This is a genomic window from Enterobacter sp. ECC-019, from assembly GCF_043974075.1.
Taxonomy (GTDB): domain Bacteria; phylum Pseudomonadota; class Gammaproteobacteria; order Enterobacterales; family Enterobacteriaceae; genus Enterobacter; species Enterobacter asburiae_D.
In genome coordinates this window covers 4,808,026-4,829,798 of sequence record NZ_CP143759.1, presented here as the reverse complement: position 1 = coordinate 4,829,798, position 21,773 = coordinate 4,808,026, and the positions used below count along the sequence as shown (strand labels likewise).

At 59.7% G+C, this 21,773-nt stretch carries 18 protein-coding genes and 1 tRNA gene; 11 read left to right on the top strand and 8 right to left on the bottom strand.

All coding sequences use genetic code 11. The features are described from left to right. The first annotated feature begins 31 nt into the window (after positions 1-31). On the top strand, positions 32-1,168 hold the full coding sequence (rlmG, locus tag V1566_RS22890) for a 23S rRNA (guanine(1835)-N(2))-methyltransferase RlmG (RefSeq protein WP_395304725.1): 1,137 nt from the start codon (positions 32-34) through the stop codon (positions 1,166-1,168). Between the two features lie 138 nt (positions 1,169-1,306). Here rlmG and V1566_RS22885 read toward each other — a convergent pair whose 3' ends face one another. The 3 genes from V1566_RS22885 to lsrR form a co-directional block, all read right to left on the bottom strand. Beyond that, complete coding sequence (locus V1566_RS22885; RefSeq protein ID WP_395304724.1) at positions 1,307-3,328, bottom strand: FAD-dependent oxidoreductase; 2,022 nt, start codon at positions 3,326-3,328, stop codon at positions 1,307-1,309. 185 nt (positions 3,329-3,513) lie between these two features. Beyond that, entirely contained in the window at positions 3,514-5,094 is a 1,581-nt protein-coding gene (gene lsrK / locus V1566_RS22880) for an autoinducer-2 kinase (RefSeq protein WP_395304723.1), read from the bottom strand. Between the two features lie 34 nt (positions 5,095-5,128). Further along, positions 5,129-6,097, bottom strand: a complete 969-nt coding sequence (gene lsrR / locus V1566_RS22875; RefSeq protein WP_010435856.1) for a transcriptional regulator LsrR — start codon at positions 6,095-6,097, stop codon at positions 5,129-5,131. 215 nt (positions 6,098-6,312) lie between these two features. Here lsrR and lsrA point away from each other — a divergent pair, with 215 nt between their 5' ends. From lsrA to lsrG, 6 genes are read left to right on the top strand one after another with little or no spacing between them, the layout of a single operon-like run. Further along, positions 6,313-7,800 carry an autoinducer 2 ABC transporter ATP-binding protein LsrA gene (lsrA, locus tag V1566_RS22870; RefSeq protein WP_395306034.1) on the top strand — a complete coding sequence of 496 codons (1,488 nt, stop codon included), beginning with the start codon at positions 6,313-6,315 and terminating at the stop codon, positions 7,798-7,800. After that, positions 7,797-8,828, top strand: a complete 1,032-nt coding sequence (lsrC, locus tag V1566_RS22865) for an autoinducer 2 ABC transporter permease LsrC (protein ID WP_395304722.1) — start codon at positions 7,797-7,799, stop codon at positions 8,826-8,828. Before lsrA ends, lsrC begins: the two co-directional genes overlap by 4 nt. Beyond that, positions 8,829-9,806, top strand: coding sequence for an autoinducer 2 ABC transporter permease LsrD (gene lsrD, locus V1566_RS22860; protein WP_395304721.1), 978 nt, complete (start codon positions 8,829-8,831; stop codon positions 9,804-9,806). A 1-nt stretch (position 9,807) separates the two neighbouring features. Beyond that, complete coding sequence (gene lsrB, locus V1566_RS22855) at positions 9,808-10,809, top strand: autoinducer 2 ABC transporter substrate-binding protein LsrB (protein ID WP_023333523.1); 1,002 nt, start codon at positions 9,808-9,810, stop codon at positions 10,807-10,809. Between the two features lie 11 nt (positions 10,810-10,820). Continuing rightward, positions 10,821-11,708 (top strand): 3-hydroxy-5-phosphonooxypentane-2,4-dione thiolase, encoded by an 888-nt coding sequence (gene lsrF, locus V1566_RS22850; RefSeq protein ID WP_395304720.1) that lies wholly within the window; start codon positions 10,821-10,823, stop codon positions 11,706-11,708. Beyond that, positions 11,705-11,998 carry a (4S)-4-hydroxy-5-phosphonooxypentane-2,3-dione isomerase gene (gene lsrG / locus V1566_RS22845; protein ID WP_395304719.1) on the top strand — a complete coding sequence of 98 codons (294 nt, stop codon included), beginning with the start codon at positions 11,705-11,707 and terminating at the stop codon, positions 11,996-11,998. Before lsrF ends, lsrG begins: the two co-directional genes overlap by 4 nt. Positions 11,999-12,094: 96 nt before the next feature. Here the strand turns inward: lsrG and V1566_RS22840 are convergent, their stop codons facing one another. Beyond that, entirely contained in the window at positions 12,095-12,784 is a 690-nt protein-coding gene (locus tag V1566_RS22840; protein WP_395304718.1) for a B3/4 domain-containing protein, read from the bottom strand. Positions 12,785-12,826: 42 nt separating this feature from the next. Here V1566_RS22840 and V1566_RS22835 point away from each other — a divergent pair, with 42 nt between their 5' ends. After that, positions 12,827-13,429, top strand: coding sequence for a helix-turn-helix domain-containing protein (locus V1566_RS22835; RefSeq protein WP_395304717.1), 603 nt, complete (start codon positions 12,827-12,829; stop codon positions 13,427-13,429). Between the two features lie 38 nt (positions 13,430-13,467). Here V1566_RS22835 and ygjG read toward each other — a convergent pair whose 3' ends face one another. Further along, the gene (gene ygjG, locus V1566_RS22830) at positions 13,468-14,847 is read right to left on the bottom strand and encodes a putrescine aminotransferase (protein ID WP_032660397.1); all 1,380 of its coding nucleotides are present in this window, start codon (positions 14,845-14,847) and stop codon (positions 13,468-13,470) included. 435 nt (positions 14,848-15,282) lie between these two features. Between ygjG and V1566_RS22825 the strand changes: the two genes are divergently transcribed. Further along, entirely contained in the window at positions 15,283-16,803 is a 1,521-nt protein-coding gene (locus V1566_RS22825) for a methyl-accepting chemotaxis protein (protein WP_395304716.1), read from the top strand. Positions 16,804-17,138: 335 nt separating this feature from the next. Next, complete coding sequence (locus V1566_RS22820; RefSeq protein ID WP_395304715.1) at positions 17,139-18,698, top strand: methyl-accepting chemotaxis protein; 1,560 nt, start codon at positions 17,139-17,141, stop codon at positions 18,696-18,698. Here V1566_RS22820 and V1566_RS22815 read toward each other — a convergent pair. Beyond that, the gene (locus V1566_RS22815) at positions 18,695-19,189 is read right to left on the bottom strand and encodes a PadR family transcriptional regulator (protein ID WP_023333504.1); all 495 of its coding nucleotides are present in this window, start codon (positions 19,187-19,189) and stop codon (positions 18,695-18,697) included. The two genes, V1566_RS22820 and V1566_RS22815, sit on opposite strands and share 4 nt — an antisense overlap. 147 nt (positions 19,190-19,336) lie before the next feature. Here V1566_RS22815 and V1566_RS22810 point away from each other — a divergent pair, with 147 nt between their 5' ends. Further along, positions 19,337-20,101, top strand: coding sequence for a siderophore-interacting protein (locus V1566_RS22810; protein WP_395304714.1), 765 nt, complete (start codon positions 19,337-19,339; stop codon positions 20,099-20,101). On the opposite strand, the gene V1566_RS22805 is transcribed toward V1566_RS22810, so the two are convergent. Both V1566_RS22805 and V1566_RS22800 read right to left on the bottom strand, forming a co-directional pair. Further along, positions 20,102-21,271 (bottom strand): DNA repair protein, encoded by a 1,170-nt coding sequence (locus tag V1566_RS22805; RefSeq protein WP_395304713.1) that lies wholly within the window; start codon positions 21,269-21,271, stop codon positions 20,102-20,104. 321 nt (positions 21,272-21,592) lie between these two features. After that, a tRNA-Ile gene (locus V1566_RS22800) sits at positions 21,593-21,668 on the bottom strand. Between the last annotated feature and the right edge of the window lie 105 nt (positions 21,669-21,773).

The following is a 21,773-nucleotide window of genomic DNA, read 5'->3' as shown; positions in this document are numbered from 1 at the left end:
ATACGCCAAATTTTACCATTCAGGAGGGCCGATGAGCCACTTAGACAACGGTTTCCGTTCACTCAACCTTAAACGTTTCCCGGAAACGGACGACGTTAACCCGCTCATGGCGTGGGAAGCGGCGGATGAATATCTGCTGCAGCAGTTGGATGAGACTGAAATCCGCGGCCCGGTTTTGATCCTGAATGATGCGTTTGGCGCGCTGGGCTGTGCCCTGGCGGAACACACGCCTTACAGCATCGGCGATTCCTACCTGAGCGAGCTGGCGACGCGTGAAAACCTGCGCCATAACGACATCGAAGAGTCCAGCGTGAAGTTCCTCGACAGCACCGCGGACTACCCGCAGGCGCCGGGCGTGGTGCTGATCAAAGTGCCAAAAACTATGGCGCTGCTGGAGCAACAGCTGCGCGCGCTGCGTAAGGTCGTGACGCCAGAAACCCGCATCATCGCGGGCGCCAAAGCGCGCGATATCCACACCTCGACGCTGGAGCTGTTTGAGAAAGTCCTTGGCCCGACCACCACGACGCTGGCCTGGAAAAAAGCGCGCCTGATCAACTGTACCTTCACTGCACCAGCGCTGGCCGACGCGCCAGAGACGCTGAGCTGGAAGCTGGAAGGCACAGACTGGACCATCCACAACCACGCAAACGTCTTCTCCCGCACCGGTCTGGATATCGGCGCGCGTTTCTTTATTGAAAATCTGCCGGAAAACCTGGAAGGGGAAATCGTCGATCTGGGCTGCGGTAACGGCGTGATTGGCCTGACGCTGCTGGCGAAGAACCCGGAAGCCAGCGTGGTGTTCAGCGACGAATCGCCAATGGCGGTGGCGTCGAGCCGTCTGAACGTGGAAACCAACATGCCGGAAGCGCTGGACCGCTGCGAGTTTATGATCAACAACGCGCTGTCTGGCGTAGAGCCGTTCCGCTTCAACGCGGTGTTCTGCAACCCGCCGTTCCACCAGAAGCACGCCCTGACAGATAACGTCGCGTGGGAGATGTTCCACCACGCGCGCCGCTGCCTGAAAATCAACGGCGAGCTGTACATCGTGGCGAACCGTCACCTGGACTACTTCCATAAGCTGAAGAAGATTTTCGGCAACTGCGTCACCATTGCGACGAACAACAAGTTTGTGGTGCTGAAGGCGGTGAAGCTGGGTCGTCGTCGCTAAGATTGTTTTGCCTGGCGGCGCTTCGCTTGCACAGGCCTACGTAGTGTGCGGTCTGATGCCTGGTGGCGCTGCGCTTACCGGGCCTACAACGGCCTCGAACCCGTAGGCCCGGTAAGCGCAGCGCCACCGGGCAATGTTCTAGATCTCCAGAGCTAACTTCGTCCCCTGCGCAATTGCCCGCCGCGCGTCCAGCTCCATCGCCACATCGCACCCGCCAATTAAATGCACCGTTTTACCGGCTTCGCGCAGCGGATCGGCCAGATCCCGCTTCGGCTCCTGCCCGGCACATAAAATGACGTGATCCACGCGCAATAACTGCGGCTCGCCGCCGATCGTGACGTGCAGACCCTCGTCGTCGATCTTCTGGTAGCTGACCGCCGGGATCATCTTCACCCCGCGCGAGAGCAGGGTGGCGCGGTGGATCCAGCCCGTGGTTTTGCCCAGCCCTTCGCCCGGCTTGCTGGCTTTACGCTGCAGCATCACGATCTGGCGCGGGCTTTTCGGCAGCTGAGGCCCTTCCGGGCGTAGCCCGCCGGACGGCTTCAGGCTGGTGTCGATACCCCATTCCACGCAAAACTCGGCAATGTTCTGGCTGGTGGCCTCGCCCGGCTGGCTTAAGTACATGGCGGTATCAAAGCCGATACCGCCGCAGCCGATAATCGCCACCTTCTCGCCAACCGGCGTTTTGTCTCGCAATACATCCAGATAGCTCAACACCTTCGGATGATCGATACCCTCGATCGCCGGCAGGCGCGGGACGATCCCGCTCGCCAGGATCACCTCGTCGAAATCGATCAGATCCGCCGCGCTGACAAACTGGTTAAGCCGCAGATCGACGCCCGTAAGCTCGATCATTCGGCGGTAGTAGCGCAGCGTTTCATAGAACTCCTCTTTGCCGGGGATCTGCTTGGCGATATTAAACTGCCCGCCAATCTCCGCCAGCGCATCAAACAGCGTTACGCTGTGCCCGCGCGAGGCGGCATTTACCGCAAACGCCAGCCCCGCCGGGCCAGCCCCCACCACGGCCAGGCGTTTTTTATTGACCGCCGGAACGATCGGCATTTTGGTTTCATGGCAGGCGCGCGGGTTGACGAGGCAAGAGGTAACCTTGCCGACGAAGATCTGATCCAGACAGGCCTGGTTACAGCCGATGCAGGTATTAATCTCGTCCGCACGGCCGCTTTGCGCTTTGGACAGGAGTTCGGCATCCGCGAGGAACGGACGCGCCATCGACACCATATCGGCGTCGCCTCGCGAAATCACATCGTCAGCCACCTGCGGATCGTTAATGCGGTTGGTGGTGACCAGCGGAACTGACACTTTGCCCTTCAGCCTGCGCGTTACCCAGCTGAACGCCGCGCGCGGCACCGGGGTGGCGATGGTCGGGATGCGCGCCTCGTGCCAGCCGATGCCGGTGTTGATAATCGTGGCACCTGCGGCTTCAATCGCCTGCGCCAGCTGCACGGTTTCGTCGAACGTCCCGCCGCCCTCCACCAGGTCGAGCATCGACAGGCGGAAGACGATAATAAAATCAGCCCCTGCACGTTCGCGCACCGCGCGCACCACCTCCACGGCAAAGCGCATCCGGCGGGCATAGTCGCCGCCCCATTCGTCTTCACGGTGGTTGGTGCGGGCGGCGAGAAACTCGTTGATCAGGTAGCCTTCTGAGCCCATCACCTCAACGCCGTCGTAGCCCGCCTCGCGGGCCAGCGCCGCGCAGCGGGCGAAGTCGTCAATCAATGCCAGGATCTCATCGTGGGTCAGGGCGTGAGGTTTAAAACGGTTAATCGGCGCCTGAAGAGCCGACGGCGCGACCAGGTTCGGCTGATAGCTGTAGCGTCCGGTGTGCAGGATTTGCAGGGCGATTTTACCGCCCTCGCGGTGGACCGCGTCGGTCACAATGCGGTGGTGCGGCAGCTGTGACGCATCGTTCAGGACCGCGCCGCCCTCCATGCCCACGCCGGAAGGCGCAGGGGCCACGCCGCCGGTGACAATCAGCGCCACCCCATGGCGGGCGCGCTCGGCATAGAAGGCTGCGAGACGCTCGGCCCCGTCCGGATGCTCCTCCAGCCCGGTGTGCATCGACCCCATCAGCACGCGGTTTTTGAGTGTGGTGAACCCCAGATCGAGAGGGGCGAATAACGACGGGTAGCGGCTCATAGTCTCTTCCAGTGTAAAATTATTGTTATGTGGTCGGATGAGTTACTAATTTAGCCAGCGACAGCGGAAAGGTAAAAACGGGATCGAATGATTGTGATAGATCTCAAAGAACTTCCCCGGTGGCGCTGCGCTTACCGGGGCTACAAAACCCCAGGACGGATAAGCGCAGCGCCATCCGGCGTATTTTACGGCGCCGCTGCGCGCGCTAGCCCCGGGGCCTGCCACATCGACGTCGTCAGCCCGCTGTCCACCAGCCCAAGCTGGTCGGCGTACACCGCCTGCCATTTCTGCATCATGCCGTCGTACAGCTCGCGGTGCTGCGGGTTCGGCGTGAACTCGCGGCTCCACTTCACCAGCCGCTCGCCCGTCGAGGCCATATCCGCAAATAGCCCCGCGCCAGCACCTGCCGCGATGGCGCAGCCGAGCGCCGTCGCCTCTTTCACTTCCGGCACGCGCACCGGCAGGCCGGTGACGTCGCTTAAGATCTGGCTCCACAGGGCGCCCTTAGCCCCCCCGCCCGCAAACACCAGGCTTTCAAACGTCACGCCGGAGAAGTGGGAAATCTGCGCCAGGTTGCAGGCCGAGACGATCGCCGCGTTCTCTTCCAGGGCGCGGAACAGCGTCGCTTTGTTGCACTTTTCCGGGTCGATGGAGAGGTTAATAAACGACGGCGCGGCGTGGTACCACTGCTTAAAATGCATGGCGTCGGAGAAGATCGGCATCACCCCGTGGGAGCCCGCCGGTACGCGGCTCGCCATCTCTTCCAGCAGGGAGTAGGTGTCCATCCCCATCCGCTCGGCAATCAGCTTTTCCTCCGCGCAGAAGGCGTCGCGGAACCAGCGCATGGTCAGCCCGGTAAAGAAGCTGATCGACTCCGCCTGCGCCATGCCGGGAATAACGTGCGGGTTCACGCGGATGTTCATCTCGGGGTCGGTGCGCACCTGCGGCAGGTTTACGACCTGCTGCCAGAAGGTGCCGCCCAGCACCGCCGTTTGTCCGGCGCGGACCACGCCCAGCCCCAGACAGCCCAGCTGTACGTCGCCGCCGCCCATCACCACCGGGGTACCTTCGCGCAGGCCGCTCTGCTGCGCGGCCTCTTTGGTGATAGCGCCCAGCACGGTGCCGGTCTCTTTCACCGGGGAGAGGATATCGGCGCGCAGCCCGGCCATGTCGAGCAGCGCCGGACGCCAGTCGCGGGAAAACAGATCCAGCATGCCGGTGGTGCCCGCGTTCGACGGATCAACCGCCAGCTCGCCGGAGAGCTTCGCCGCCAGCCAGTCGCTGATCATGGTGATGGTCGCGGCCTTGCGGTAAATATCCGGGCGATGGTGCGCCAGCCACAGCAGGCGCGGCATGGCGCTCAGCGCCAGCGTCTGGCCGGAAACCTCATACACTTCGGATTCAAAACGGTCGTCGTGGATCTCTTTGAGTTCGGCCACCTCGCGGCTGGCGCGGGCGTCGACGTTGGCGCAGGCCCAGATGGCCTCGCCGTTGCGGTCGTACAGCACGATCCCTTCGCGCATCGAGCAGCAGGCGACGGACTGAATGTCCGCCGCGCTCAGGCGCGCACGCTCCAGCGCCTGATGAATGCACCGGCAGGCCAGCTGCCAGTTGGTCTCGAGGTCGAACTCCATCGACCCCGGCACGTTCTCCACGCTCAGATGCTTCCACTCGGCCTGGCCGACGGCAATCTGGTTGCCCTGTAAATCGAAAATAACGGCGCGAACGCTGCCTGTCCCTGCATCTAACGCTAAAAGGTAACTCATGAGCTTGCCTCATTGTTAGCGCAGGGCATCCCCGTTACGTCAGGGCCAGCACCGCGCGGGCTGTCGTCTCCTCCGTCACCAGGCCATTGATACGGCGACCCTTCAGTGCGGCATAAATCGCATCGGCTTTCTCTTCTCCTCCGGCCACGCCAACGATGGTGGGCAGCTGCGCCAGTTCATCGAGCGTGACGCCCAGCAGTTCTTTATGGATCTCCAGCTCCTCGACGCACTCGCCCTCGGCATTGAGGAAATAGCCGAGAATGTCGCCGACCGCCCCTTTGCGGGCGTACATCAGCTGTTCACCTTCGCTGATATAGCCGGAGCGCAGTATCGTGGCGTCACGGCGCTGGTTCACTGAACCAATGCCGACCACCGCCACGTCGGCGGCGGTGGCGGCGAGGATCACGTCCCGCACGCTGGTCTCGCGTTTTAAGATCCCGGCGACTTCAGCGGATGACACGCGAAGCGGGGCGGGGATCATGCTGACGCTGCAGGCCGCGTCCAGCTGGCCGATACCGGTCATATACGGCCCGACGCCGCCGGAGAGCGTCACCAGGCGGATCTGCTGCGAGCTGATAAAGCCGCTCAGGTGCTGCAGGCTGCTCATGGTGGTTTCACCAAACCCCACCGCCAGCAGCTGGCCGGGCTCCAGTACGCCCATCAGCGACTGCGCCGCGCCAATGCCCAGCCGCACGTTCATCGGCGGCGTATTTAACGCGGGCATCACGCGCACCAGCTTCAGGCCAAAGCGCTGCTGTAGCTCGGTTTCCAGCGCCAGGCAGCCCTCGTAGCGGGAGTTAATCTGCACGCGGATCACTCCGGACTGACGGCCCTTCTCCAGCAGGCGAGAAATCTTCAAACGCGGCAGCCCGAGCCGCTCGCCGATGTCGTTCTGGGTTAATCCGTCGTGGTAGTAGCACCAGGCCACGCGCGCCACGAGTTCCTCTTCCGCCAGTGCCAGCCCGGCAAACCGTCCTTCTTCCGCAGTGCGTTTATCGCTCATAGTTGAACTCTTATAAAAATTTAGATCATATGTTCGTGATGGCGCGAAGGGAAAGTGTGAGCCACGCGACAAAACGGATCTTTTAGATCGTTTCTGGTTTATCTGTATCTCAATCGATAAAACTGTGATCCCTGCACGGTTGTAAATATAGTTCACCGTCTACGCTTTTGAACATTATTAAATCTAAAAATCATTTGTTCAATATCGGAGCGATGATGACCTCACTTCTCGACGCGCGGAATATCAGCAAGCAGTTCTCAGGCGTGCCGGTTCTAAAAGGCATTGATTTCACGCTGCTTGCGGGCCAGGTGCACGCGCTGATGGGCGGAAACGGCGCGGGAAAATCGACGCTGATGAAGATCATCGCCGGGGTCGAAACGCCGGACAGCGGTGAACTTTCTGTCGAGGGGCAGTCATATGCGCGGCTCACGCCCGTACAGGCGCACAGGTTAGGCATTTACCTGGTGCCGCAGGAGCCGCTGCTGTTTCCCAACCTGACGGTGCGGGAAAACATCCTGTTCCGCCTGCCGCGCGAGCGCGATCTGGAAAAGCGGCTGGCGGAGAAACTCCAGCAGCTGCAGTGCCAGCTTAGCCTCGACGCCGCCGCCAGCACTCTGGAAGTGGCGGATCAGCAGATGGTGGAGATCCTGCGCGGGCTGATGCGCAATGCGAGGATCCTGATCCTCGACGAACCTACGGCCTCCCTCACGCCGGGTGAAACCGAGCGGCTGTTCCGCCAGATCCGCGCCCTGCAGGCGCTCGGCGTCGGGATTGTTTTTATCTCCCATAAGCTGCCGGAAATTCGCATGCTTTCAAGCCACGTCTCGGTGATGCGCGACGGCGCGGTAGTGCTGAGCGGTGAAACCGCGCAGTTCGACGATAACGCCCTGATCGCCGCCATGACGCCGGTAAGCCGGGAGAAATCCCTCAGCGATACGCAAAAGCTGTGGCTGGCGCTGCCGGGCAACCGCCGCACCCAGCCGCAGGATTTCCCGGTGCTGCGCGTTGACGATCTTACCGGGGAAGGCTTTATCGATCTCAGCCTTGAGATCTCTGCCGGGGAGATCGTCGGCCTGGCCGGGCTGGTGGGATCCGGGCGCACCGAGTTTGCGGAAACGCTCTACGGCCTGCGGCCTGTGCGCGGCGGCCGCGTCTGGCTGGAGAATCAGGAGATCACCGGCGAGCCGGTAAGTTCGCGCCTGGAGAAAGGGCTGGTCTACCTGCCGGAAGACAGGCAGGTGTCCGGCCTGTTCCTCGACGCGCCGATCCGCTGGAACACCGTGGCGCTCAACGAGCCGTCGATTTGGCAGCAGCGCAAGCGGGAGTCTGCGGTGGTGGAGCGCTATCACCGGGCGCTGGGGATCAAGCTCAACCATGCGGATCAAACCGTGCGCACGCTCTCCGGCGGCAACCAGCAGAAGGTGCTGCTCGCGCGCTGTCTCGAGGCCAACCCTTTACTGCTGATCGTCGATGAACCGACGCGCGGGGTGGACGTCTCGGCGCGCGCCGACATCTACCAGCTGATAAAAAGCGTGGCGGCGCAGAACGTGGCGGTGCTGATGATCTCAAGCGATCTTGACGAGTTCCCGGGCCTCGCGGACCGGGTGCTGGTGATGCATCAGGGCGTGCTAAGCGGCGAGCTGTCGCGCCACGCCGTCAGCCTCGACAAGATGATGGCGCTGGCGTTCGGAGGGCAATCATGAAGACCTTACTCAAAAACCGCGAGCTGAGCGCGTTTCTCGCGATTCTGGCGCTGTTCGCCGTGCTGGTGGCGCTAAATCCGTCCTACCTGAGTTTACAGACGCTGGGGATGATCTTCGCCAGCTCGCAGATCCTGATCCTGCTGGCCATCGGCGCGGCGCTGGTGATGCTGACCCGCAATATCGACGTGTCCGTCGGTTCCATTGTCGGGCTGTCCGCCATCGCCGTCGGCGTGGCGCTTAATAGCGGCTACAGCCTGCCGGTTTCCATTCTCTTCGCGCTGTCTATTGGCGCGCTGGCCGGGGCGTTCAACGGGTTTCTGGTGGTGGGGCTGCGCATCCCGGCGATTGTCGCCACCCTCGGCACGCTGGGGCTGTACCGCGGGGCGATGCTGCTCTGGACGGGCGGAAAGTGGATTGAGGGGCTGCCGCCGGGGCTGAAATCCCTCTCTGAGCCAGCCGCCGTCGGCATTTCGCCGCTCGGCATGCTGGTGTTGATCGTCGCGGCCACAGGCGCGTGGACGCTCTCGCGCACCGCGTTCGGGCGTGATTTCTACGCGGTGGGGGATAACCTCGCCGCCGCGCGCCAGCTGGGCGTGGCGGTGAACCGCACCCGCATGATTGCCTTTACCCTGAACGGCATGCTGGCAGCCTGCGCCGGGATCGTCTTTGCCGCGCAGATTGGCTTTGTACCCAACCAGACCGGCAGCGGGCTGGAGATGAAGGCCATCGCCGCCTGCGTGCTCGGCGGTATTTCGCTGCTGGGCGGCACGGGCACGCTGATTGGCGCGCTGCTCGGCGCCTTCTTCCTGACCCAAATCGACACCGTGCTGGTGCTGTTCAGGCTCCCGGCGTGGTGGAACGACTTTATCGCCGGGCTGGTGCTGCTGGGCGTGCTGGTGCTCGACGGGCGCCTGCGGCAGGCGCTGGCGCGCCATCAGCGGGCGCTGAAGTACGGTCGCTTCCAGCCGGGTAACAAAGGGGGAAAGCACGTCACCCCGTTTCCCAAACGCAAAAAAGAGGTGGCGTAAATGAGGCTTAACTGGGAAAGCGCGCTGCTGATTTTGCTGGTGCTGGAGATCCTGCTCTTTGGCGCCATCAACCCGCGCATGCTCGACATCAACATGCTGCTGTTCAGCACCAGCGACTTCATCTGCATCGGCATTGTAGCGTTGCCGCTTACGCTTGTGATCGTCAGCGGCGGAATCGACATCTCCCTCGGCTCAACCATCGGCCTGTGCGCCATCGCGCTGGGCGTCATGATGCAGGCGGGGTGGCCGATGGCGGTCGCCGTTCCATTGACGCTGCTGCTCGGCCTGCTGTGCGGATTATTTAATGCCGCGCTGATTCACTACACCGGCATCAGCCCGCTGGTGATCACCCTCGGCACCCTCTACCTCTACGGCGGCGGCGCGCTGCTGCTCTCCGGCATGGCGGGAGCGACGGGCTACGAGGGCATCGGCGGCTTCCCGGACAGCTTCACGGCGTTCGCTAACCTCACGGTGCTGGGTCTGCCGATCCCGCTGGTGTTGTTCGCGGTAATCACCGTCTTCTTCTGGCTGATTACCCACCGCGGGCGCTTTGGCCGTCATCTGTTTTTAATCGGCCAGAATCCTCGCGCGGCGCGCTATGCGGCGCTGTCGGTGAACGGAATGCCCTACGCGCTGTACGGTCTGGTGGGCGTGGCCTCGGCGATTGCCGCGCTGGTGATGGTCTCCTACTTCGGCTCCGCGCGTTCGGATCTGGGGCGCGATTTGCTGATGCCAGCACTCACCGCCGCCGTGCTCGGCGGGGCCAATATCTACGGCGGGTCAGGTTCGGTTGTCGGTACGGCGCTGGCAGCGCTGCTGGTGGGCTACCTGCAACAGGGTTTACAGATGGTCGGCATCCCTAACCAGGTGTCGAGCGCGCTGTCAGGGGCGCTGCTGGTTGTGGTGGTGATGGGACGTTCGCTGAGTCTGCACCGCGAGTGGGTGCGTTCTCTCTTTAGAAAACTATCCGGAGCGTAAGATGAAAACAAAACTGTTCGTCCTGGCAATGGCCCTCAGCTTCGCCTCGGCGCAGGCGGCGGACCGCATTGCCTTTATCCCGAAGCTGGTGGGCGTGGGCTTCTTCACCAGCGGCGGCAACGGCGCAAAAGAGGCGGGGAAAGATCTCGGCGTGGACGTGACCTACGACGGCCCGACCGAGCCGAGCGTCTCCGGCCAGGTACAGCTCATCAACAACTTCGTCAACCAGGGCTATAACGCCATTATCGTCTCCGCCGTGTCGCCGGACGGCCTCTGCCCGGCGCTCAAGCGCGCGATGCAGCGCGGCGTCAAGGTCCTGACCTGGGATTCCGACACCAAGCCGGAGTGCCGCAGCATCTACATCAACCAGGGGACGCCGGAGCAGCTGGGCGGCCTGCTGGTGGAGATGGCGGGCAAGCAGGTCACCAAACCGAACGCTAAGGTGGCGTTCTTCTACTCCAGCCCCACCGTTACCGACCAGAACCAGTGGGTGAAAGAGGCGAAGGCCAAAATCGAGAAAGATCATCCGCAGTGGCAGGTCGTGACCACCCAGTTTGGCTATAACGACGCCACCAAATCCCTGCAAACCGCCGAAGGGATCTTAAAAGCGTATCCGGATCTGGATGCAATCATCGCCCCGGACGCCAACGCGCTGCCTGCGGCGGCGCAGGCGGCGGAAAACCTGAAGCGCGAAGGGGTGGCGATTGTCGGCTTCAGCACGCCGAACGTGATGCGTCCGTACGTTGAGCGCGGCACGGTGAAAGCCTTCGGCCTGTGGGATGTCGTACAACAGGGAAAAATTGCGGTCAATGTCGCCGATCGTTTGCTGAAAAAAGGCGATCTTAACGTGGGCGACAGCGTGGACGTAAAAAATATCGGGGCGCTGAAGGTCGAGCCGAACAGCGTGCAGGGTTACCAGTATGAGGCGAAGGGCAACGGCATCGTGCTGCTGCCGGAGCGGGTGGTGTTCACCAAAGAGAACATCAGCAAATACGATTTCTGACGGGGGAGCAAATGGCTGATTTAGACGACATCAAAGACGGCAAGGATTTTGGCATCGGCACGCCGCAGCAGAATGTGCCGTTCACGCTGAAGGGCTGCGGCTCGCTGGACTGGGGCATGCAGTCCAGGCTTGCGCGCATCTTCAACCCGCAGAGCAACCGCACGGTGATGCTGGCCTTCGACCACGGCTACTTTCAGGGGCCGACCACCGGCCTTGAGCGTATCGATCTCTCTATCGCGCCGCTGTTTGGCGAAACCGACGTGCTGATGTGCACCCGCGGCATCCTCAGGAGCCAGGTGCCAGCCGCGACGAACAAACCGGTGGTGCTGCGCGCCTCTGGCGGTAACTCGATTCTGGGCGAGCTGTCGAACGAGTGCGTGGCGGTGGCGATGGAGGACGCCCTGCGCCTGAACGTCTGCGCGGTGGCGGCACAGGTGTACATCGGAAGCCCGTTTGAGCATCAGTCGATCAACAACATCATCAAGCTTGTCGATGCGGGCGCGCGCTACGGCATGCCGACGCTGGCGGTGACGGGCGTCGGCAAAGAGATGGCGCGCGACGCGCGCTATTTCTCGCTCGCCAGCCGCATCGCCGCCGAAATGGGGGCGCAGTTCGTCAAAACCTACTACGTGGACGAGGGCTTTGAAAAAGTGACCGCCAGCTGTCCGGTGCCGATTGTTATCGCCGGGGGCAAAAAGCTGCCGGAGCACGAGGCGCTGGAGATGTGTTGGCGCGCGATTGACCAGGGCGCTTCCGGCGTGGACATGGGGCGCAATATCTTCCAGTCCAGCGCGCCGCTCGCCATGCTGAAGGCGGTAAAAAAAGTGGTTCACGAGAACTGGAATGCCCGCGATGCGTTCCAGTTCTGGCAGGAAGAGAAACAGGGAGAAGCAAAATGAACGTGACGCTGGTGGAGATCAACATTAAGCCCGAGCGGGTGGACGAGTTTCTGGAGGTGTTCCGCGCCAACCACGAGGGGGCAGTCAAGGAGCCGGGAAACCTGCGCTTTGACGTATTGCAGGACCCGAGGGTCAAAACCCGGTTCTTTATCTATGAGGCCTATAAAGACGAGGAGGCGGTGCTGGCGCATAAGCAAACCCCGCACTATCTGGCGTGCGTGGATAAGCTTGAGGAATTGATGTCAGAGCCGCGTAAGAAACGCAGTTTTGTGGGGCTGTTGCCGGAGTAGCGGCTTTGCCCGGTGGCGCTGCGCTTACCGGGCCTACGGGTGTGAGGCTGTGTTGATTTTGTAGGCCGGGTAAGCGTTAGCGCCACCCGGCGTTGTTCAGGCCAGCTCCAGCAGATGCACCCGGGCCGTGGCTCCCGGCATCAGCCGCTGCAGGTTGTTGACCAGCTCTTCTCCTGCCTCTTCCAGTGCCGCCAGCGGCACTGATGGCAAACTTTCGAGAATAAACCACATAGACGTCGCCTGGCTGTCCAGACGGGTACGCACCCCCTGTCGCCAGTTCCAGCGGCGGCAGGTGACGCCGAGGTCGTCGCGCCAGATAACCTCGCCAGCATCCGGGTATTCCACCACCGGCTGGCCCTCTTTGAGGGTATCAAACGGCTCGCTGCCGTCGGCCAGCGTCAGACGCGGCGCGCCCGAGTACGCCGCGAGATTTTCTCCGCCAACCGGAATGGCATAGCGAATGCTCACCGCATTATAGATATCCACGACCGGATCCAGCGACGGCAGTGAACCGTCTTTCAGTACCCGCTTGCGCAGGGCTGCGGCGGAACAGGGCGTGCGTTTCGGTTTCGCGCCGAAGGCTTTAAACACCTCATCCCAGCCTGAAAGGTGTGCATCAGCCCACGGCACATCATCATTCAACATCTGCTGGCAGGCCTGCGCCAGCGCGGCGGGCGCAACCTCCGGGTGGGCAATCGGCGCAGCTTCAACCAGAATGCTCAGCGCCCGAAAGCCCGGAGCGATCCCGGCAAGACGCGAATCTATTGACGGCGTAACGAGAGACATAAATAATCCTGTATTGACTGTTTTATACCATGGTAGTGACCAATGACTGATAAAGTCAATATAATGACTGATTCGGGTGCCGATGTTGCCCAGGTAAGCCTGGCCGTGGCGAACCGCATCCGCAACTGGCGTAAAGAGAAAAAGCTGTCGCTGGACGAGCTGTCCCGCCGGGCCAGCGTCAGCAAAGGGATGCTGGTAGAGATCGAAAAGGGCGTAGCCAACCCCAGCATCGCCATCTTGTGCAAGCTGGCCGCCGCGCTCGGCATCTCCGTGGCGGATATCGTCAACGTCTCCAGCGAGCCGCTGGTGCATGTTATCGAAGAAGCGGCAATTCCGGTGCTGTGGCAGGGGGCACAGGGTGGACGCGCCAGACTGCTGGCGGGTACGGCAGGCCCGGACATGATTGAACTCTGGCAGTGGGAGATGCAGCCGGGGGAGCGTTTTACCTCTCCGGGGCACCCGGCGGGAACCTGTGAGCTGCTGCACGTGAACGAAGGGGTTTTAACGCTGACGGTGGACGAGACGGTGACGCAGGTGAATGCTGGCGCATCGGCGGTGGCGAAAACGGAAGCGGCGCACGGCTACGCCAATGAAGGCGATACCGTGCTTCGCTTCACCATGACGGTGGCGGAGTTTCACCGATAAAAAGTAGGCCGGGTAAGCGTAGCGCCACCCGGCGTTGATTACGCCTCTTCCACGCTCACCCGCAGCGCTGCCAGCGCTTTACGCGCCGCTTTCAGCACCTGCTCACACTGCTCAATGGTCAGCGTCAGCGGCGGTTCAATGCGGATGGTTTTCGAGTTGTTGAGCGTTCCGGCGACCAGCACCCGCTGGCGGAACATTTCGCTCGCGAAGCTATAGCCGGTTTCGTTATCGACAAACTCAATCGCCATCAGCATCCCTTTCCCACGCGCGTCCTGCACCAGGTCCGGATACTCCCGGCCTAGCTGACGGAAGCCGTCCAGCAGCATGTCGCCTTTCTGCTCCGCCTGAGCGGGCAGGTTTTGCTCCAGCAGCACGTTGATGGTCGCCAGCGCGGCCGCACAGGCCAGCGGGTTACCGCCAAAGGTGGTGGTATGCAGGAACGGATTATCGAACAGCACCGAGAAGACCTCCTCGGTGGCCACCGTCGCGCCAATCGGCATCACGCCGCCGCCGAGCGCTTTCGCCAGGCACAGAATGTCCGGCTGAACGTTTTCGTGCTCGCAGGCAAACATCTTGCCGGTGCGCCCCATCCCGGTCTGGACTTCGTCGAGGATCAGCAGGGCGCCAAACTCATCGCACAGCTGACGCACGGCGGGCAGATAGCCCTGCGGAGGGAGGATCACGCCGCCTTCGCCCTGAATCGGCTCCAGGATCACCGCCGCCACGTCATCGCCGGTTTTACGGCATTCGCTCAGCACGGTGCGCATGGCGTTGATGTCGCCAAACGGCACGTGGCGGAAGCCCGGCAGCAGCGGCATAAACGGTTTGCGGAAGGTGGATTTGGCGGTAGCAGACAGTGCGCCCAGGGATTTACCGTGGAACGCGCCGCTGGTGGCGATAAAGGTGAATTTCCCGCGCGGCGACTGGTACGCTTTGGCGAGTTTAATCGCCGCTTCGACCGATTCCGTGCCGCTGTTGCTAAAGAAGCTGTACTTCAGCTTGCCGGGCGTTAAGGCCGCCAGCGTTTTCGCGAGCATAGCGCGAAGCGGGTCAAGCAGTTCCTGGCTATGGAGAGGTTGTTTCGCAAGTTGATTCTGTACGGCGGAAACCACTACTGGATTACGGTGCCCCACGTTGAAAATTCCAAAACCTCCCAGGCAATCTATAAACTCCTGTCCCTGGGTGTCGACAAGCGTGTTTAGACTCCCCGCTTGCCACTCTACGGCTCCGTAATCCCCGCCGGCGGTAACAGATTTGCGATACTCCAGAAACCCTGGATTGACGTGCTCTTTAAAGTAATCGATGACCTCTCGGTTAAGTTGTTTCATCTCCTCATGATCGAGCGTTCGCTTCTCAATGAGATTCAGTGCGTGCGCGGTACAGGCAAGAGCCGAGGCGCTGGAAGGTAACCTGTTCAAAATGTGCTCCCGGGGATCGCGTATCACATGATACTGGATTAAGTATTGCAGGGATTACGCCACTTCAGATGACTTAACGAAAATCGGGATAAACGCCAGGTTAAAATAATGTTGCACAATATTTAATCATGCCGGAGGAACCGAAACGGGATTAAGCGATACACGGTAGAGAGCCTTAAAAAGAGCGGAAACGCGCAACTGCACCAAAGAAGTGCATGTGCTGCGACTTAAGCGGGCATTAACGGTTCATGCTTTGTGGGTAATTTCTTAGCGAAAGTATTTGAAATCAATGAATTATAAAATTGTACAAAAAGTATGGTTTAAGTGAAATCTGCGATCTTCATCAAGTTTAACAACTAAAGATAAATTGTTTACCGCCGAAAAAACATTGACCCACAAAATTAACATTCAAATAACCTGCAAGGGATGCCCACGATGTCCTCTCCAACCTATGTCACCCAGAATGAATATCCTCTGGACGATGACACCACCTTAATGTCTACCACAGACGTCCACAGCTACATTACCCACGCCAACGACACCTTTGTGCAGGTGAGCGGCTACCAGCTTGATGAGCTGACGGGCCAGCCGCACAATCTGGTACGCCACCCCGACATGCCAAAAGCCGCGTTTGCCGATATGTGGTACACGCTGCAGCAGGGCGAGCCGTGGAGCGGGATTGTCAAAAACCGCTGTAAAAACGGCGACCACTACTGGGTGCGTGCGAATGCGGTGCCGATGGTGCGCCGCGGGCAGGTGACGGGCTATATGTCCATTCGCACCAAAGCCACAGCGGAAGAGATTGCCACCGTGGAGCCGCTCTACCGGGCGCTGAATGACGGGCGCTGTAAAAAACGTATTCATAAAGGGCTGGTAGTTGGAAAGGGCAGGTTGGGTAAACTGCCGGCCATGCCGCTGCGCTGGCGCGTGCGCAGCGTGATGGCGGTGCTTTTTGCCGTGCTCGCCGCCACGCTGGTCGCGACCTCCGCCGGGTGGACGCCGCTCGCCGCAGCCGCGCTGGTGATGCTGCTGGGAACGCTGCTGTTTGAGCAGCAGATTGTCCGCCCGGTAGAGAATGTGGCGCGACAGGCGCTGAAGGTCGCAACCGGTGAGCGCAACAGCGTGCAGCATCTGAACCGCAGCGACGAGCTGGGGCTGACGCTGCGCGCGGTCGGGCAACTGGGCCTGATGTGCCGCTGGTTAATCAATGACGTGTCGAGCCAGGTGGTAAGCGTCCGTGACGGCAGCGACAGGCTGGCGCAGGGAAATGAAGATCTGAACGATCGGACGCGTCAGACCGTGGCGAACGTGCAGCAGACCGTCGCGACAATGAACCAGATGGCCGCTTCCGTTCAGAGTAACTCTGAAACCGCCGCCGAGGTGGATAAACTCTCCGTGGCTGCCAGTAGCGCGGCGACGAAAGGGGGCAACGCGATGCAGACCGTGGTCAAAACTATGGATGACATTGCCGACAGCACGCAGCGAATTGGCTCGATTACCTCCCTGATTAACGATATCGCTTTCCAGACTAATATTCTGGCGCTGAACGCGGCAGTTGAGGCGGCAAGAGCAGGGGAGCAGGGCAAAGGTTTTGCCGTGGTCGCGGGTGAAGTCCGCCATCTCGCCAGCCGCAGCGCCAGCGCAGCGAATGATATTCGTAAACTGATTGATGCCAGCGCCAGTAAGGTGCAGTCCGGCTCTGAGCAGGTGCACGCCGCAGGCCGTACGATGGATGATATTGTCGAGCAGGTGAAAAACGTGACGCAGCTTATCGCCCAGATAAGCCACTCGACGTCCGAGCAGGCAACCGGGCTGTCAGAGTTGACCCGTTCGGTAGCAGAACTCGACAGCATCACGCAGAAAAACGCCGACCTGGTCGAGGAGAGCGCCCATATTTCTGCGATGGTGAAACACCGCGCCGGACGCCTTAAGGATGCGGTGACTGTGCTCCATTGAGTCAATAATGTTCCGGAAAAGCCGTTTATACCGTAAGGCATAAGCGGTTTTTTTTGTGTGGATGTGACTATTAATGTGTTTTATTGTTAACCCCACATTAAATAACTAAAGAAAGTGCCTCGGTTATTTATCCCTGCCTAAGTCAGTTTTCCAGAATGCTATTTTGAAAAAGCCCCGTCCGGTGGTCTGATAACGATCGATGGGGCGGTATTAATAGCCTGTACCTATCCATTGTTATGGTTATGAAATAAAAAAACGATCAAAGTCATAAAGTTAGCGGATTCGTTACCGATAACAGCGATCGTCTGAGAAATAATCACATCGATGGAGAAAATATGTTCTTACATGACGTAAAGATCGGCACAAAATTATTTCTGGCGTTTGGGTTCTTTATTGTCCTGATGGCGATCAGCGCGAGCTTATCATTGCTGAGCCTGAACCGGGCAAATAATGGGATGCAATCCATTATTACCAGTGACTATCCAACCACGGTAAAAGCGAACCAGTTAATCGATAACTTCCAGGAATTTATTAGCACTCAACAGCTGATGCTGCTGGACGAGCAGGGCACCTACACGGGTCAATCTCAGCAGCGCCTGAAAGAGATCAGCGAGCACATCACGGTGATCCTGGGCGAGCTGAACAACGCGCTGCAGGATCAAAAGTCTCAGCAGGTGCTGGCGGATATCCGCAGCGTGCGCCAGCAGTATCTTGACTCGCGCTACCGCATTTTGCAGGCGGTGCAGAACAACAATCGTGCGGGCGCTATTCAGGAGATGATGACCACCACCCTCGCCGTGCAGCAGGCTTATAAAGCGAAGGTGAAGGAGCTGATTACCATTCAAAACAGCGAGATGCAGAGTGCAGGCGCGCAGGTGGAAGGAGATTTCAGGTCTAACCGCCTGCTGCTGATCCTGCTCACGCTCTTTAGCGTCGCGGCAGGAAGCCTGATCGGCTGGTTTATCGTGCGTGCTATCACTCGCCCGCTCGGCGAGGCGGTGCATTTTGCGAAAGCCATTTCAGAGGGCGACCTGACGGGCAGCATCACGCCACACGGCAAAGACGAAACGGGTCTGCTGCTGCATGCGCTGATGGAGATGAAGACGAGACTGCTGGACATTGTGCAGCAGGTGCAAACCGGCTCGGAGAATATTTCCAGCGCGGCCGCGCAGATTGTCGCCGGGAACCAGGATCTGGCCGCGCGCACGGAAGAGCAGGCAAGTTCTGTCGAACAAACCGCCGCCTCGATGGAGCAGATTACCGCGACGGTGAAAAATACCGCCTCGCATACCGGGGAAGCAACCAACCTCTCGGCGGATGCCGCCACGGTGGTCAAAAACAACGGTGAGATGATGAAGCAGGTGACCAGTAAAATGCGCCTGATTAACGAAACATCGAACCGGATGTCAGACATTATCGACCTGATCGACGCCATTGCGTTCCAGACCAACATTCTGGCGCTGAACGCGGCGGTGGAAGCAGCGCGCGCCGGCGAGCACGGCCGCGGCTTCGCGGTGGTTGCCGGCGAGGTGCGCCAGCTTGCCCAGAAGAGCGCGTCGTCTGCCAGCGAAATCCGCGAGCTGATTGAGAGCTCCACCAGCCAGACTCAGGACGGGATGAACCTGGTCGAAAAAGCGAGTGGGCTGATCAACGGGATGGTCGGCAACGTGGAAGAGATGGACGTGATCCTGCGGGAAATTCGCCAGGCCAGCCACGAGCAGACGGAAGTTATCTCGCAGATTAACAGCGCGATTGGCCTGATTGACGCCACCACCCAGCAGAACTCCGCGCTGGTGGAGGAATCTGTGGCTGCGGCGGCATCGCTTAACGAACAGGCGATGCACCTGAAAGAGCTGGTACGCGTCTTCCGCGTGAGCGAGCACGCGCCGGCTTAGTCCAGCTGGGAGATCTCGAGCGCCGCGCGGTCAATGACGCCGATAATCTGCTTGAGCTGCGCGTCGCTGAGCTCTCCCTGATTCACCTTCAGATCTAACACCGCTTTGAAGTTATCCAGCGCCCGTTTCATCTGCGGGTTTTTGCGCAGCTGAAAACCGACGGAACGGGCTTTGATACGCACCTGGATCTGTTCCAGCTGCTCCCGGTTTTCGTCCAGCCAGCGTTGTCCTTCAGCGGTAATCGCAATCTTCTTACGACCGCTCTCTTCCTCCGTAATGGTGATAAAAGTCTGATCCTGAAGATAATCCAGGGTTGGATAGATCACCCCTGGGCTCGGGGTGTAATTCCCCTGGGTCAGATTCTCGATCTCTTTGATCAGCTCATAGCCGTGGCTCGCGCTGCGGGTCAGGATATCCAGAATCACCAGCCGCAGATCGCCGTGGCCGAAAAAGCGCGGTCGACGCCCGCCGCTGTCGTGTTCGTGTCGCATAACAGATCCTTTAATTTGATATATCTAAACTATATCTAAGATATATTCAGATGCAATCTAAAAGTTCTTGCATTTTTACTGACTAGTAATCATTATCATTTGAAAATTAATTTAGATATATCGTATTCACCAGAGAAGGGGCTATAAATGGCATCTACCCGTTACCCACAACGTGTTCGTAATGACCTGCGTTTTCGCGAGCTGACGGTGCTCCGCGTTGAGCGCGCCAGCGCGGGTTTTCAGCGTATTGTTTTAGGCGGCGAGGCGCTGGAGGGCTTTAGCTCCCGGGGTTTCGACGACCATACCAAAGTCTTTTTCCCGGCCCCTGGGGCGGTGTTTGTACCGCCGGTGGTCACCGATGAAGGCATCGACTGGGGCGACGGTGTGCGTCCTCAGGCGCGCGACTATACGCCGCTCTACGACGAGGCAAATCATGAGCTGGTACTCGATTTCTTCATTCACGACGGCGGCATTGCCAGCCGCTGGGCGGTCGAGGCGAAAGCGGGGGACAGGCTGACCATCGGCGGTCCGCGCGGTTCGCTGGTGGTGCCGGTGGATTACGCCTGGCAGCTGTACGTGTGCGACGAGTCCGGCATGCCCGCGCTGCGCCGACGCTTAGAAAGCATTGCTAAACTGCCGGTTCGCCCGCAGGTTCATGCGGTAGTGACGGTCGGGGACGAAACTTATAAAGACTATCTGGCGCACCTGAGCGAATTCAACATCACATGGGTGGTGGGCCACAGCGAGCAGGCGGTAGGCGACCATCTGGCGGCACTGACCGTTCCGGGAGAAGACTACTTCATCTGGCTGACCGGAGAAGGGAAGGTGGTGAAAACGTTGAGCCGTCAGTTTGAAACCGACGCGATTGATCCTCAACTGGTGCGTGCCAGCGCATACTGGCACGCCAAATAGTCAGGCGGCGGAATCCAGCTGCGCTTCGCTCACCTGATGTTCGAGCGAGGCGCGGACCTCGTGCAGCGCTTTCTCCTGCTGAGCGAAGTAAGCTTCCATATTGTTCAGCGACGAGACCAGCAGCCAGGACTCCTCTTTCTCCAGTTCTGCCAGCTCGTTCACTAAGATGTCTATCTGCTCGCGAACCTGCGCCATTTTTTTGCGGATACGTTCCAGATCGTTCAGCCTGTCGCTTGCCATCAGCGGCTCGAAGCCCTGCTGCAGGCGGGCCACCAGTGAGCGAATGGTTTTAACGTCACCACGCTGCTTCGCCTGGTTGAGCTGCACCATCATCGCGTTGGCTTCCTCTTTCAGGTCGTCCGCCACCAGGTCCGGGTGGCAGAGCTTGCTCGCCTGACGCCAGAGACGCTTGAGCTCGTTCCGATCCTCTTCCGAAAGATCCTTGCCCTTGCGCAGTCGCACTTCGGCATCGTGATGCTGCTCGCGATACTTCTCGTACTCTTCGTTAGCGTCGTCGCGCGCCTGACGCGCAGGCTCCTCTTCGCGCGTTAAGCCGCTTTCCAGCTCCAGCGCTTCGGCCAGCAGGTTGGCAATCAGATTGCTTTGCTGCTCCAGATACTTACGCGCCTCAGCGGCCTGTACGGAGTCGGCCGGGAGATCGCGCCATCGCTGGGTGAGCGTCGCCAGCACCTCTACCGCCTGCGCCATATAGCGCTGGCAGCGACGGTAATCTTCCTCGCGACGACGCGCTTCCGCCTGCTGACGACGCAGGTTGAGCTCTGCCAGCGTTTTACGCAGGGCGAGGATCTGCTGCATCAGCGGGCCCAGACGGGAGAAATAGAGATCGTTGAACTCATCAAGCTGCTGCACCCGGGCGTTGCGGCGGTCAATCAGATCGCGCAGACGCTCTTCCAGCGCCTTTAGCTCAAGCTTGCTGGCGGCTACCTGCGGATCGCGCCATTGGGTTACGGCGCGCTGGCCCTGCAGCCACGCGGTAATTGCCGCCATCGCAGAGGTGTAGTTCTTCTCCTCAAGCGCCACGACGATTGCCTGTAGCTCATCGTCAAACGCTTCATTTTTCAGGCGTGTCAGCTGGCTCTGGATGATGTCGTCATCTTCCAGTTCAATGGCATTTTTAATGATTTCTAGCCGTTTTATCGGTGTGCTCATGATGCCTTTCGCTTTGGCGCTTAAGTATTTGAGTTAAGGTTAGTTGTTGTAAAAGCTACAGGAAATAATACACACGGATGATGATCGGCGCGATGGGGGATTTCTTTAGTTTTTAGGGTTTGTGAGGGTGAGCGGCAGGCCGGGCTACGTTTGATTGATTTCGTATGTGCTTGCATAGGGTGCAGCAAAAATCAGAGGCGGGATACAGCCTGGCGAATGCTTGAGGAAAACTCAGGGGACAACAAGGGGGCAGCCGTGATTCATCCAACAAAAAAGCCACTCAATTGAGTGGCTTAATCATATGATTCTACTGCTAAAATTTGGTGGCCCCTGCTGGACTTGAACCAGCGACCAAGCGATTATGAGTCGCCTGCTCTAACCACTGAGCTAAGGGGCCGTGGCGGTGAATTATAAAGTAACTCCCCGCAGCAATCCAGCCATTCACACCTGCCTGCTGTTTTTATAAACAACGCATAATCAATCCTTTATACTTCCCTGACGA

What these genes read in the sequence shown, in the direction of transcription:
- lsrB (WP_023333523.1), top strand. Translation starts at nt 9,808, where the DNA reads ATGAAAACAAAACTGTTCGTCCTGGCAATGGCCCTCAGCTTCGCCTCG.
- lsrG (WP_395304719.1), top strand. Translation starts at nt 11,705, where the DNA reads ATGAACGTGACGCTGGTGGAGATCAACATTAAGCCCGAGCGGGTGGAC.
- lsrR (WP_010435856.1), bottom strand. Translation starts at nt 6,097, where the DNA reads ATGAGCGATAAACGCACTGCGGAAGAAGGACGGTTTGCCGGGCTGGCA.
- V1566_RS22810 (WP_395304714.1), top strand. Translation starts at nt 19,337, where the DNA reads ATGGCATCTACCCGTTACCCACAACGTGTTCGTAATGACCTGCGTTTT.
- V1566_RS22885 (WP_395304724.1), bottom strand. Translation starts at nt 3,328, where the DNA reads ATGAGCCGCTACCCGTCGTTATTCGCCCCTCTCGATCTGGGGTTCACC.
- V1566_RS22805 (WP_395304713.1), bottom strand. Translation starts at nt 21,271, where the DNA reads ATGAGCACACCGATAAAACGGCTAGAAATCATTAAAAATGCCATTGAA.
- V1566_RS22820 (WP_395304715.1), top strand. Translation starts at nt 17,139, where the DNA reads ATGTTCTTACATGACGTAAAGATCGGCACAAAATTATTTCTGGCGTTT.
- lsrC (WP_395304722.1), top strand. Translation starts at nt 7,797, where the DNA reads ATGAAGACCTTACTCAAAAACCGCGAGCTGAGCGCGTTTCTCGCGATT.
- V1566_RS22835 (WP_395304717.1), top strand. Translation starts at nt 12,827, where the DNA reads ATGACTGATAAAGTCAATATAATGACTGATTCGGGTGCCGATGTTGCC.
- lsrK (WP_395304723.1), bottom strand. Translation starts at nt 5,094, where the DNA reads ATGAGTTACCTTTTAGCGTTAGATGCAGGGACAGGCAGCGTTCGCGCC.
- V1566_RS22825 (WP_395304716.1), top strand. Translation starts at nt 15,283, where the DNA reads ATGTCCTCTCCAACCTATGTCACCCAGAATGAATATCCTCTGGACGAT.
- V1566_RS22815 (WP_023333504.1), bottom strand. Translation starts at nt 19,189, where the DNA reads ATGCGACACGAACACGACAGCGGCGGGCGTCGACCGCGCTTTTTCGGC.
- lsrD (WP_395304721.1), top strand. Translation starts at nt 8,829, where the DNA reads ATGAGGCTTAACTGGGAAAGCGCGCTGCTGATTTTGCTGGTGCTGGAG.
- lsrF (WP_395304720.1), top strand. Translation starts at nt 10,821, where the DNA reads ATGGCTGATTTAGACGACATCAAAGACGGCAAGGATTTTGGCATCGGC.
- V1566_RS22840 (WP_395304718.1), bottom strand. Translation starts at nt 12,784, where the DNA reads ATGTCTCTCGTTACGCCGTCAATAGATTCGCGTCTTGCCGGGATCGCT.
- lsrA (WP_395306034.1), top strand. Translation starts at nt 6,313, where the DNA reads ATGACCTCACTTCTCGACGCGCGGAATATCAGCAAGCAGTTCTCAGGC.
- rlmG (WP_395304725.1), top strand. Translation starts at nt 32, where the DNA reads ATGAGCCACTTAGACAACGGTTTCCGTTCACTCAACCTTAAACGTTTC.